Below are 11644 nucleotides of genomic sequence, written 5' to 3' on the forward strand. Positions count from 1 at the left end.
ACCTGTCGCAGCGGCAATACGCCCGCCCACACACCGCCGGTCGCGATGTCGCCCTCGTCGTCGTTCGGCCCGCCCGAGCGCACCTTCACCGAGGCCTCGGTGAGGTCGAGCGCGAGCACCATCGTCGCCGCCATCTCCTTGCGGTTGGGCGGGCGCACCCGATCCCAGGCTCCGGGCGCGGCGTGCTCGACGATCACCCGCAGCGCGTTGTCGCGCTCGGCCTCATCGGTGACCAGCACCGCCCTGCCCCGGACTACCGCGCAGCGGTAGTTCATCGAGAAGTGCATCGCCGAGCGCGCGTACACCAGCCCGTCGACGTGGGTCACCGTCAGGCAGATGTCGGTGTCGATCGCGGCGCGCATATTGCCCGCGCCGGTGGATCCGTGCAGGTAGAGGGTGTCGCCGACGCGACCGTAGATGGTGGGCAGCGCCACGGGCGAGCCACCGAGCAGCACGCCGAGGTGGCAGACCAGGCCCGCGTCGAGCACCGCGTCCAGCGCCGCGCGGTCGGTGGCGCCGCGTTCCTTGGAGCGCGTCAGCGTGGTGCGCGGGGTCGGTGACAGGGGGTTGCGGTTGACGTCGTACGTGCTCATAAGATGAGCTTCGCCGAAGAAGTGGACTACGCGTAGGTCCAATCCAACAGAATTTCAACAGGCCAATTCCAGGTGGACGATGCTCGACGACCTTCCGATCCCGCTCGACCGCACCGCCCCCGAACCGCTGTCGGTGCAGGTGGCCGATGCCCTGCGCGCCGCGGCGACCGATCGGGTGCTGCGCATCGGCGACCGTCTACCGTCCTCGCGCGCCCTGGCACAACGGCTCGGCGTGAGCCGGGCGGTGGTGGCGGGCGCCTACGACCAATTGCACGCGGAAGGCTGGCTCACCGGCAAACACGGCTCCGGCACCTACCTCAGCACCGCCCCCGCCACCGCGCCACCGTCCACCGGCGCGGGCCACGGTGCCGATCCCGACGCGGGCCTGCTCGATCTGGGTCCGGGCGCCCCGTGCGCCGAGGCGGTCGACTCCGCCGCCTGGCGCCGCGCGTGGCGGGCGGCCGGCGACCAAGCTCCCGAGGCCCGCAAGAACCGTGCGGGCGAACCGGACTTCCGGGCGGCGGTCGCCGATCACCTCCTGCGCCATCGAGGACTGGCGGCAGGCGCCGGATCGGTGGTGCTGGCCACCGCCGGTACCAGCGCGGCGGTGGGTGAGCTCGCCACCGCGCTGCTTCGTCCCGGCGACACCGTCGCCATCGAGGATCCCGGCTACCTACGCGCGGTCGGCGCGCTGCGAGCCGTGGGCATCGAGGTGCTGCCGGCGCCCGTCGACGCCGGGGGTTTGTGTGTGGATCGGATTCCGCCCGGGGTCCGCGCGGTGTATTGCACACCGGCACACCAGTTCCCGATCGGTGCGATGATGCCCGCGGCGCGCCGGGTCGAGCTCATCGAATTCGCGAGAAGAACGGGCGCTTTCATCATCGAAGACGACTACGACGGCGAATTGCGTTACGACACAGCACCATTACCACTGCTCGCGGCGATGGCGCCGGATGTCGTCGTCCATCTCGGCACCACCAGCAAGATCATCGCCACCACCCTCGGCGTGGGCTGGCTCGTCGCCCGCCCCGACATCACCGACGCGGTGCTGGCCCATCGCGCGGAGATCGGCAGTTCCCCGAGCCCCGCCGGGCAACGGATCCTCAGCGAATTCGCCCGCCACGGCGACCTGTCCCGGCACCTGCGCCGGCTCCGCAGAGTCGTCCCGCCACGACGCGCCCTGGTCGTCGACGCGCTCACCCGCCGCGGGCTCCCCGTCATCGGCGACGACGCGGGCTCCCACGTCGTCGTCGAACTCCCCGGTCCCGCCGCCGAGCGCCACGCCGTCGACGCCGCCCGCGCCCGCGGCGTCCTGCTCGACGGTCTGGCCCGCCACCACCTCGGCGAACCACACCGCTTCGGCGTCGCCATCGGCTATACCGCGCTGAACAGCACCGACCTCGCCCGCGCCATGCCCATCGCGGCCTGCTGCCTCGCCGAAGCAGCACGCCCCGCCGGACCCGCGCGGTCGTAGCATGGACCAGGAACCGGCACGACCCCTCCGACTATCGAAGTGGTGAGAGCATGACCGATCAGGACATTCTGGCGCGGATCAAACAGCTGGTCGACGACGAGCACTCGCTGCGAGCCAAGGCCACCGCGGGCGAGATCGACCCGGTAGCAGAACGCAAGCAGCTGGCCGAACTGGAAGTGATGCTCGATCAGGCCTGGGATCTGTTGCGGCAGCGGCGCGCCCGCAGCGGCTCCGGCGAATCTCCCGAGGACACCGGGCTGCGTTCCCCCCGTGAGGTCGAGGGCTATCTGCAGTGACCGAGCTCGAGTACGACGTCATCGTCATCGGCGCGGGCCCGGCGGGTGAGAACGCCGCCGCCTACGCCATCGCGGGCAGCGACCGCACCGCCGCCCTGGTCGAGCGGGAACTGTTCGGCGGCGAATGCAGCTACTGGGCGTGCATTCCCAGCAAGGCACTGCTGCGCCCCGGTGCCGTACTCGACCTCGGCGAGGCGATGCCGGGGGTGAGCGCGAGCGGCCCGCAGGTGGCCGACATCCTCGCCCGCCGCGACGCCTTCGTGCACGACCGCGACGACAGTTCCCAGGTGGAGTGGGCGAAATCGACCGGCATCGACACCGTCCGCGGGGCCGGCCGTCTGGTCGGCGAACGACTCGTCGAGGTAACCACCGACGACGGCGTGAAGCGCTTGCGGGCCCGGCACGCCGTCGTCCTGGCGACCGGCACCACCGCCACCATCCCCGACATTCAGGGCGTGCGCGAGGCGCTGCCGTGGACCTCCCGCGACGCCACCAACCTGACCGTCGTCCCGCGCCGGGTCGCCATCATCGGCGGCGGTGTCGTCGCCTGCGAAACGGCGACCTGGCTGGCCGAACTCGGCGCCGAGGAGGTGACCCTGCTGGTCCGGGGTGACCGCCTGCTGCCGCGCAGCGAATCGTTCGCGTCCGAGCTGGTGCTGCGGGGCTTGCGTGACACCGGAATCGTCGAGGTGCGGTTCCACACCGAGCCGTTACTGGTCTCGCGCCGCGATCCCGAGGACACCGGCGTCGGCCGCCTCCACGGCGGTCCGGTCACCCTGGTGCTCGGCGACGGCGAACTCGAGGTCGACGAACTCGTCGTCGCCACCGGCCGCAGCCCCGCCACCGCGAATCTCGGCCTCGACGCGGTGGGGCTGCCCGTCGGCTATGTCGAGGTCGACGATCAGCTGACCGCACGTGCGGTGTCCGGCGACTGGCTCTACGCCGTCGGCGACGTGAATCATCGTGTGGCGCTGACACATATGGGCAAGTACCAGGCCAGGGTGTGCGGTGACGTGATCGCCGCCCGCGCGGAGGGCAAGCCACTCGTCGGCTCGCGGTTCACCGCGAGCGCCGACCATCAGCAGGTGCCCCAAGTCGTCTACACCGCACCGGAACTCGCCTCCGTGGGCCTCACCGAACACGAGGCGCGCACCGCCGGACACGCGGTGGACACCGTCGAGCTCGACATCGCCGTCGCCGGGACCGCGCTCTCGCGTGACGACTTCCACGGCCGCGCGAAACTCGTGATCGATACCGCCGCCGACCGTATTCTCGGTGCTACCTTCGTCGGCCCCGATATGGGCGAGCAGTTGCACGCGGCCACCATCGCGGTGGTGGGACGGGTGCCCATGGAGACGCTGTGGAACGCGGTGCCCGCCTTTCCCGCCGTCAGCGAATTCTGGCTCCGGCTGCTGGAAGCCTGGCGCGAGAAGACTATTTGAGCAGCCGCGACATCCGCCGGTCGGCGAGCACCTTGCCGCCGGTCTGGCAGGTGGCGCAGTACTGGAAGGACCGCTCCGCGTAGGACACCTCACGCACGGTGTCACCGCACACCGGGCACGCCTGGCCGGTTCTGGCGTGCACCCGCATGCCCGAACGCTTCTCGCCCTTCAATCGGGCCGCGTCCTGTCCCACCGAACGATCGACCGCGTCGAGCAGCACCGTGCGCATCGCGGTGTACAAGTGCGAAACCTTCTCCGCGGACATCGTTCTGGTGTTCGCGAACGGGGAGATCTTCGCGGTGTGCAGAATCTCGTCGGAATAGGCATTGCCGATTCCGGCGATCAGAGTCTGATCCACGATCGCGGTCTTGATTCGCTGCGATGTACTTTTCAGCAGCGCGGCGAATTCGTCCTCGGTCAGTCCGAGCGCGTCGGGTCCGAGCCGCGCGATCCCCGGCACCAGCATCGGATCCTCGACGACATACACCGCCAGCCGTTTCTTCGTCCCCGCCTCGGTCAGGTCGATCGCGGGTGTGGCGCCCTCGGGCGTGAAGAAATGCACGCGCAGCGCCAGCGGGCTCTTACCGCCCGGCTTGGGTGGCAACGGATTCGGCTCATCGACCCAGCGCAACCATCCGCCGCGCGACAAATGGGTGATCAGCCACAGTCCGCCACAATCCATTCCGAGGAATTTCCCCCACCGTCCCGCACCGGTGACATCGCGGCCGGACAACGCGGTGACCGGCGGATCGAACGTCTTCACCGCGCTCAACGCCGCCACGTCCACACGGCCGACCACAGCGCCGACGGCATGATCCCGAAGGAACTGCGCCAACGCCTCTATTTCCGGCAGTTCGGGCACGGTTGCCAGTTTAGCTATTCATCGTGCGTCGGCGCGGGATCCGTCGCGGAGCAGATAGACATCCATGATCCAGCCTTTTTCCGCGCGCAGTTCCGCGCGGCGGGCCACGATGCGGCTTTCGACTTCGCGCAGAGCGCCTTCGATCAGGATTTCGTCGGGCATGCCGAGGTAGGCGCCCCACCAGATATGGATGTCGTCGCCACGAACCTCGGTGAACGAGCATTCACCGTCCAGCATCACCACGGTCGATCCGGGTCCGAGCCCTTCTTCGCGCAGTCTGCGCCCCGTCGTGACGTGGACGGGCTCACCGATCCGGTGCAGCACCATGCGGTGCCGGGCGGCCAGCGCGGCGATGCTGGTGACGCCGGGGATCACCTCGTAGTCGAAGTCGGCGCGCCCGCGCCCCAGCACGTGCTCGACCATGCGCAGGGTGCTGTCGTAGAGCGCCGGATCTCCCCACACGAGGATCGCGCCGACGCCGTCCACCTGGTCGAACGCGGCTTCGAGGAGTTCGGAGCGCCGTTCGTGCCAATCCACGACGACACCGGCGTAGTCGGCGGGAGTGCGCTCACGCGGCGGATCGGTGATCTCGATGATCCGATGCGGCGTGTCCACGTGTTCGGCCAGGATCGTGGTACGCACGTCGACCAGTTCCTGTTTCTCGGTGCCCTTGCCGATCACGAAGAAGGCTTCGGCCTTTCGCATGGCCTTGATCGCCTGCACCGTCACCTGGTCGGGGTCGCCGGCGCCGATGCCGATCACGTAGAGCTTGCGCATAGCCGAAGAGCTTGCCAGGTGCCGATCCGCCGAGCCGACCCCCGTAGAATCGCGAGACGTGGCCACCCCTGATACGCAGTACGAGGATCTGCTCCGGCACGTGCTGGAGCGAGGCACGCCAAAAGCCGATCGCACCGGCACCGGAACCCGCAGCATCTTCGGTCACCAGCTGCGCTACGACCTGGCCGAGTCCTTCCCGCTGATCACCACCAAGCGGGTCCACATGAAGTCCATCGCCTACGAGCTGCTGTGGTTCCTGCGCGGCGACTCCAATGTCTCCTGGCTGCGCGAGCACGGCGTGACCATCTGGGACGAATGGGCCGACGCCAAGGGTGAGCTCGGCCCCGTCTACGGCGTGCAGTGGCGCTCGTGGCCCACCCCCGACGGCACCCACATCGATCAGATCGCCCAGGTGCTGCACACCCTGCGCACCGACCCCGACTCGCGCCGGATGATCGTCTCGGCCTGGAACGTGGCCGACCTGGACAAGATGGCACTGGCCCCCTGCCACGCCTTCTTCCAGTTCTATGTCGCCGACGGCAAACTGTCCTGCCAGCTGTACCAGCGCAGCGCCGACCTGTTCCTCGGTGTGCCGTTCAATATCGCCAGCTACGCCCTGCTCACGCTGATGGTCGCCCAGCAGACCGAGCTCGAGCCGGGCGAGTTCATCTGGACCGGCGGCGACGTGCACATCTACGACAACCACGTCGACCAGGTCCGCGAGCAGCTCAGCCGCGAGCCCTACCCGTTCCCGACGCTGCACCTGCGCCCGGCGACGAGCCTGTTCGACTACGCCTACGAGGACATCGAGCTGTCCGATTACAAACATCACCCCGGCATCAAGGCGCCGGTGGCGGTGTGAAGCAGATCGGCCTGATCTGGGCGCAGGCGAACGACCGGGTGATCGGTGTCGACAACACCATTCCGTGGCGGGTGCCCGAGGATATGGCGAATTTCCGCGACACCACCATGGGGCACCCGGTGATCATGGGCAGACGGACGTGGGATTCGCTGCCCGCGAGCTTTCGTCCGCTGTCCGGCCGGCGCAACATCGTGGTCACCCGCCAGTCCGAGTGGGCGGCCGACGGCGCCGAACGCGCCGCCTCCGTGCCCGACGCGCTGACGATGACCGGCGAGTTCGACACCTGGGTGGCGGGCGGCGGCGAGATCTACCGCGCCGCGCTGCCCTCGGCGACGACGCTGCTGGTCACCGAGGTCGACACCACCGTGGCAGGTGATGCCTTCGCCCCGGTCATCGGCCCGGAATGGCATGCGGACGACGCCCCGTGGCTGACCTCGAAAACCGGTCTGCGCTACCGCATTCGCCACTACACCCGCGGCTGACAACACACAGCTAACGGTCGCGGCAAAACGCCCGAACGCGTGGGCACCGTCGGGCATACTCCTGGCAAGACCTGCCCGCGAGATGCCTGCGAAAGGCCCGATCCATGGACAAGAAATCGCTGACCGCCGTGGCCCGTCAACAGCTCAAGCTGGCGGCCACGTCGACGAGCGGCCGGAGTTCGCAAACCCTCATCGGCGGCCACACCCACGCGCTGCGCCAGACGGTCGTCGCACTCGCCGAGGGACAGAGCCTGGCCGAACACGACAATGCGGGCGATGCCACCATCCAGGTGCTCTCCGGCACGCTGGTGCTGATCGCGGGCACCGACGAGTGGAAGGGTTCGGCGGGCGATCTCATCGTGGTGCCGCGCGCCCGGCACAGCGTCAAAGCTGTCGATGACGTCACATTTTTGCTGACCGTCGCGAAATAGCAGGTCGATCGCCCGAATTGCTTGACACCGCGAGGTGTTGATCAAACCTGTCGGCGCGGAGCCGTACTGTGGACGCCATGGGTGAGCCACAGCCGATCCTCGATCCACTCACGCCGTCCGCGATTTTCCTTGTCGCCACCATCGACTCCGGTGGCGAATCCGCGGTCCGTGACCTCTTGGCAGATCTCTCCGGATTGCGCCGTTCGATCGGTTTCCGGGTGCCCGGTGAAGGATTGACCTGCGTCACCTCGATCGGCTCCGCGGCCTGGGACCGGCTCTTCGTCGGCCCGAAACCCGCTGAGCTGCACGATTTCCCGGGTTACAACGGCCCGATCCACAGCGCACCGGCCACCCCTGGCGACCTGTTCTTCCATATCAAAGGCGAAACTCAGGGCCCGTGCTTCGAACTCGCCATGGTGATCGGCGCTCGCCTCAAAGGCGCGGCGACCATCGTCGACGAGACGATCGGCTTTCGCTATTTCGAGCAGCGCGACCTGCTCGGCTTCGTCGACGGTACCGAGAACCCGGAGGGCCCGAGCGCGGCCTCGGCGGCGCTGATCGGCGACGAGGACCCCGAGTTCACCGGCGGTAGCTACGTGGTCGTGCAGAAGTACACCCACCCGCTCGACCAGTGGAACGCACTGTCGATCGAGGAACAGGAGCGGGTGATCGGGCGGACCAAGCTCGCCGACTACGAACTGCCCGACGACGTGAAACCCGCCGACTCGCACGTCGCGGTGAACACCATCACCGAAGCCGACGGCACCGAACGCCAGATCGTGCGCGCCAATATGCCGTTCGGCACCATCGGCACCGGCGAGTTCGGCACCTACTACGTGGCCTACGCCGCCACCCCGAGCGTCACCGAACGCATGCTCGAACGGATGTTCCTCGGTACCGACGAGGCCGCCTACGACCGCATCCTCGACTTCTCTTTCGCCGTGACCGGCACGCTCTTCTTCACTCCCACCGTGGATTTCCTCGATGACCTGCCCGACGCACCCGACACGGCGGCCACCGAGATCGAGCCGGCGACACTGCCCGAAATCGTCCCCGTCGAACGTGCGAACGCGGCGGCAGCCGCTCGCTCGGACGGCTCCCTCGCAATCGGCACGATGAAAAGGAGTAATTGAATGAACAACCTGCATCGCGAACTCGCGCCGATCACCGGCGAAGCCTGGTCGCAGATCGAGGAGGAGGCGACCCGCACGTTCAAGCGCAATATCGCGGGTCGCCGGGTGGTCGACGTGTCGGGACCGCACGGTTTCGACTTCTCGGCCCGCAACCTCGGCCGGATCACCTCGATCGCCTCGCCCGACGACGGCGTGCAGGCTCATCAGCGCCTGATCCAACCGGTTATCGAGCTGCGGGTGCCGTTCACCCTGCAACGCTCCGAGCTCGACGACATCGAGCGCGGCGCGGGCGACGCCGACCTCGACAACCTCAAGGACGCCGCGCAGAAGATCGCCTTCGCCGAAGACCGTGCGATCTTCGAGAGCTACGCCGCCGCGGGCATCACCGGGATCCGCGATGCCGCCTCGAACTCCCCCGTCGCGCTGCCGAGCAACGTCGTCGACATTCCCGATGCCATCTCGCACGCCCTCACCGGCCTGCGCCTGGCCGGCGTGCAGGGCCCGTATTCGGTGGTGCTCAGCGCCGAGCTGTACACCCAGGTCAGCGAGACCTCCGATCACGGTCACCCGATCCGGACCCACATCGAGCGGCTGATCGATGGCGAGATCATCTGGGCGCCGGCGATCTCCGGCGGTTTCGCGCTCACCACCCGCGGCGGCGACTTCGAGCTCGCGCTGGGCCAGGACCTGTCGATCGGCTACCTCAGCCACGATGCCGAGACGGTGCAGCTGTACTTCCAGGAGACCTTCACCTTCCTCGTCGAGACCTCGGAGGCAGCGGTGTCGCTCGGCTCGTGAGTCCGCGGCGATGCGCACCGCTAGGGTGAGCCACGAATCGTGATTCGCCGATCGGCGCGAGCATCGGGCCCGGCGAGCTGGAGAGGGAGGTCCGCATGTCGGTCGTGCGTGCCGGTGTGGTGTCCACCAGGCGGAGTCTGTTCTATTGCTTGATCGCGGTCCTGGTCACCACGGGCGTCGTCGGGTTGTTCCTGGCGATGTTCGGGGTGAACCGGGTGATCACCGGCCTGCTGGTCGGGGCGGTGGGCGGGTTCGCGGTGGGTGTCGCGCTGTTCGTCCGTGATGTCATCGAACTGCACGAGCACGCCATCTACGCGCGGACCCCGTTCCGCTCGTCGACCGTGCCGTGGGACCGTGTCGTCGCCGGCCGCTTCACCCTCGACGAGCACGCCCGCTGGGCACTGGCACTCGACCTGAACGGCGAGTCGGCCGACGAGCTCGTACTGCTGTCCATCCCGCCGGTGATCCGCCCCGTCACCGGCGCCTACGACATGCGCAAGCGCGAACAGGTGAGCGAGATCCGGGAAATGCTGCGCGCCAAGCGAATCCCGATCACCGTGCTGCCCGAGATCGCGGGCGCGCTCAACCAGCACTGGCAGATCGCCCCGCCGACCGCCCGCTGAGACCCGCTACGCACTCGCCTCGGATTCGAACCTGCGCCGGTAGTCCGAGGGCGACACCCCGAGCCGCGCCACAAAGGCCCGGCGTAGCGCCTCGGCGCTGGCGAAACCCGCGCCGGAGGCGGCCCGGCTCACCGAACTGCCGGCTTCGAGCTCGGCCCGGGCGAGATCGAAGCGCACATTCGCCGCGTACTCGGCCGGGCTGAGCCCGGTCTCCTCGGTGAACAGGCGGGTGAGGTGGCGGACGCTCACATTGACGTATCGCGCCAGGTCCACCACGCTGTGCCGCGCGGCGGGGTCCCTGGCGATCAGGTCGGTGACCACGCGCACCGGACCGGGCGGCAGGGCGACGGCGCGCATGGGCGTCGAGAACTGGGTCTGCCCGCCGGAACGCTGCAGATAGACGAGAAGCCCCTGAGCGACCTGGCGAGCGATGTCGCTGCCCAGATCGTCCGCCACCAGTGCGAGTGCGAGGTCGATGCCCGCTGCGACGCCCGCCGAGGTCGCGATGTCGTTGTCCCGCACGAAGATCCGGTCCGCCTGCACGTCGATCTGGGGATACCGGCGGGCGAGCTCGGCGGCGAATTTCCAGTGCGTGGTCGCGCTTCGGCCGTCCAGCATCCCGAGTTCGGCGAGCACGAAGGCGCCACTGCAGATGGAAACGACCCGACGACTGCGCGCCGCGAGAACGCGAGCGGCCTCGACCAGATCGGGACGTACGAACTCGGCGGGGCGCACTTCGCTGCCGGGCACCACGAGCGTGTCGAGCGGGGGCGCGTCCGCCACGGAAGTCGTCACAGCAACTCCCTGGCCCACCGAGCTGTGCACCGGTGCGCCCGTGGGCGAGATCAGCACGATCTCGTAGGCATCGGCGAACTGATTCGCCTCGACGAATACCTCTGCGGGACCGACGTAGTCGAGCGCCTTCACCCCGTCGAACAGGAGAAACCCGATACGCCGTGTACCACTGGATGCGCTGTGACGTAGGCGATTCCGGGGTGTGGACATGCCGATAAATCTAATACTCGGCCGGAATGGCGGGATCTTCGGCCGTTCCGGTGGGCGACAGCGCACCGGCGCTCGACAACTATGGGCAACCTATTCGTCCGCATCTCCGACAGGAGCACAGCACAATGCCCTACTTCACCACCACCGACGGCACCGAGATCTATTTCTCCGATTGGGGCACCGGACGACCTGTGGTGTTCAGCCACGGCTGGCCGCTGAGCTCCGACGCGTGGGCGCTGGAGCGCAAGACCTTCGCCGACGCGGGCTACCGCGTCATCGCACACGACCGCCGCGGTCACGGCCGCTCCTCGCAGCCGTGGCAGGGCAACGACATGGACACCTACGCGCGCGATCTCGCCGAGCTGATCGAGTCACTCGACCTGCGCGATGTCATCGTGGTCGGGCACTCGACCGGAGGTGGCGAAGTAGTGCGTTACGCCGCCCAGCACGGTGTGGACCGGGTCGCCAAGGTCGTCACCATCGGCGCGGTCCCACCGATCATGGTCGCCACCGAGGCCTATCCCGACGGCCTGCCGATGGAGGTGTTCGACAATATCCGCGCCGGGGTGCTCAGCGACCGCTCCAGCTTCTATCAGGAGCTCGCCCCCTCGTTCTTCGGCTTCAACCGCGAGGGCGCCGTCGTCTCGAAGGGCGCGCAGGACGACTTCTGGCGCCAGGGCATGCTCGCGGGGATCCAGGCCGCCTACGAGTGTGTCGCCGCGTTCTCCGCGACCGACTTCACCGAGGATCTGAAGGCCCTGAAGGTGCCGGTCTTCATCGCGCACGGCGACGACGACCAGATCGTGCCGATCGCGAATGCGGCACTGAAGTCGATCGAGCTCGTCGAGAACGGGACATTGAAGGTG

14 protein-coding genes are annotated in these 11644 nt (G+C 68.3%); 10 read left to right on the plus strand and 4 right to left on the minus strand.

Annotation, left to right across the window (positions count from 1 at the left end; translation table 11 throughout):
• On the minus strand, positions 1-593 hold a 593-nt coding region (locus ACFWF3_RS08805), incomplete at its 3' end, for a pyridoxamine 5'-phosphate oxidase family protein (RefSeq protein ID WP_379313113.1).
• A gap of 79 nt (positions 594-672) precedes the next feature.
• Between ACFWF3_RS08805 and ACFWF3_RS08810 the strand changes: the two genes are divergently transcribed.
• From ACFWF3_RS08810 to ACFWF3_RS08820, 3 genes are read left to right on the plus strand one after another with little or no spacing between them, the layout of a single operon-like run.
• Positions 673-2067 carry a PLP-dependent aminotransferase family protein gene (locus tag ACFWF3_RS08810; protein ID WP_379313115.1) on the plus strand — a complete coding sequence of 465 codons (1395 nt, stop codon included), beginning with the start codon at positions 673-675 and terminating at the stop codon, positions 2065-2067.
• Between the two features lie 50 nt (positions 2068-2117).
• Positions 2118-2363 (plus strand): DUF2630 family protein, encoded by a 246-nt coding sequence (locus ACFWF3_RS08815; RefSeq protein ID WP_101465668.1) that lies wholly within the window; start codon positions 2118-2120, stop codon positions 2361-2363.
• Positions 2360-3805: a dihydrolipoyl dehydrogenase family protein gene (locus tag ACFWF3_RS08820; protein WP_379313116.1), complete on the plus strand. Its 1446-nt coding sequence runs from the start codon at positions 2360-2362 to the stop codon at positions 3803-3805. Before ACFWF3_RS08815 ends, ACFWF3_RS08820 begins: the two co-directional genes overlap by 4 nt.
• Here the strand turns inward: ACFWF3_RS08820 and ACFWF3_RS08825 are convergent.
• The gene (locus ACFWF3_RS08825) at positions 3798-4667 is read right to left on the minus strand and encodes an Fpg/Nei family DNA glycosylase (protein ID WP_378993308.1); all 870 of its coding nucleotides are present in this window, start codon (positions 4665-4667) and stop codon (positions 3798-3800) included. The genes ACFWF3_RS08820 and ACFWF3_RS08825 overlap by 8 nt on opposite strands.
• An 18-nt stretch (positions 4668-4685) precedes the next feature.
• Complete coding sequence (cobF, locus tag ACFWF3_RS08830; protein WP_379313117.1) at positions 4686-5444, minus strand: precorrin-6A synthase (deacetylating); 759 nt, start codon at positions 5442-5444, stop codon at positions 4686-4688.
• A 58-nt stretch (positions 5445-5502) separates the two neighbouring features.
• On the opposite strand from cobF, the gene ACFWF3_RS08835 reads away from it, so the two are divergent.
• From ACFWF3_RS08835 to ACFWF3_RS08860, 6 genes are all read left to right on the plus strand, one after another.
• Positions 5503-6306 carry a thymidylate synthase gene (locus tag ACFWF3_RS08835; RefSeq protein ID WP_379313118.1) on the plus strand — a complete coding sequence of 268 codons (804 nt, stop codon included), beginning with the start codon at positions 5503-5505 and terminating at the stop codon, positions 6304-6306.
• On the plus strand, positions 6303-6788 hold the full coding sequence (locus ACFWF3_RS08840) for a dihydrofolate reductase (protein ID WP_379313119.1): 486 nt from the start codon (positions 6303-6305) through the stop codon (positions 6786-6788). The genes ACFWF3_RS08835 and ACFWF3_RS08840 overlap by 4 nt, the downstream gene beginning before the upstream one ends.
• Before the next feature lie 104 nt (positions 6789-6892).
• The gene (locus tag ACFWF3_RS08845; protein WP_101465662.1) at positions 6893-7219 is read left to right on the plus strand and encodes a cupin domain-containing protein; all 327 of its coding nucleotides are present in this window, start codon (positions 6893-6895) and stop codon (positions 7217-7219) included.
• A gap of 77 nt (positions 7220-7296) precedes the next feature.
• A complete protein-coding gene (locus ACFWF3_RS08850) occupies positions 7297-8352 on the plus strand; it encodes a Dyp-type peroxidase (RefSeq protein WP_379313120.1) in 1056 nt (351 codons plus the stop codon).
• On the plus strand, positions 8353-9150 hold the full coding sequence (locus ACFWF3_RS08855) for a family 1 encapsulin nanocompartment shell protein (RefSeq protein ID WP_378993315.1): 798 nt from the start codon (positions 8353-8355) through the stop codon (positions 9148-9150).
• 95 nt (positions 9151-9245) lie between these two features.
• Entirely contained in the window at positions 9246-9773 is a 528-nt protein-coding gene (locus ACFWF3_RS08860; protein WP_101465660.1) for a hypothetical protein, read from the plus strand.
• Between the two features lie 6 nt (positions 9774-9779).
• Here ACFWF3_RS08860 and ACFWF3_RS08865 read toward each other — a convergent pair whose 3' ends face one another.
• Positions 9780-10778 (minus strand): GlxA family transcriptional regulator, encoded by a 999-nt coding sequence (locus tag ACFWF3_RS08865; RefSeq protein WP_379313121.1) that lies wholly within the window; start codon positions 10776-10778, stop codon positions 9780-9782.
• Positions 10779-10903: 125 nt separating this feature from the next.
• On the opposite strand from ACFWF3_RS08865, the gene ACFWF3_RS08870 reads away from it, so the two are divergent.
• A partial coding sequence (locus tag ACFWF3_RS08870) for an alpha/beta fold hydrolase (protein ID WP_379313122.1) occupies positions 10904-11644 on the plus strand: 741 nt, incomplete at its 3' end.

Source organism: Nocardia sp. NPDC060220 (assembly GCF_042727815.1).
Lineage (GTDB): Bacteria > Actinomycetota > Actinomycetes > Mycobacteriales > Mycobacteriaceae > Nocardia.

What these genes read in the sequence shown, in the direction of transcription:
- cobF (WP_379313117.1), bottom strand. Translation starts at nt 5,444, where the DNA reads ATGCGCAAGCTCTACGTGATCGGCATCGGCGCCGGCGACCCCGACCAG.
- ACFWF3_RS08855 (WP_378993315.1), top strand. Translation starts at nt 8,353, where the DNA reads ATGAACAACCTGCATCGCGAACTCGCGCCGATCACCGGCGAAGCCTGG.
- ACFWF3_RS08860 (WP_101465660.1), top strand. Translation starts at nt 9,246, where the DNA reads ATGTCGGTCGTGCGTGCCGGTGTGGTGTCCACCAGGCGGAGTCTGTTC.
- ACFWF3_RS08850 (WP_379313120.1), top strand. Translation starts at nt 7,297, where the DNA reads ATGGGTGAGCCACAGCCGATCCTCGATCCACTCACGCCGTCCGCGATT.
- ACFWF3_RS08865 (WP_379313121.1), bottom strand. Translation starts at nt 10,778, where the DNA reads ATGTCCACACCCCGGAATCGCCTACGTCACAGCGCATCCAGTGGTACA.
- ACFWF3_RS08815 (WP_101465668.1), top strand. Translation starts at nt 2,118, where the DNA reads ATGACCGATCAGGACATTCTGGCGCGGATCAAACAGCTGGTCGACGAC.
- ACFWF3_RS08810 (WP_379313115.1), top strand. Translation starts at nt 673, where the DNA reads ATGCTCGACGACCTTCCGATCCCGCTCGACCGCACCGCCCCCGAACCG.
- ACFWF3_RS08845 (WP_101465662.1), top strand. Translation starts at nt 6,893, where the DNA reads ATGGACAAGAAATCGCTGACCGCCGTGGCCCGTCAACAGCTCAAGCTG.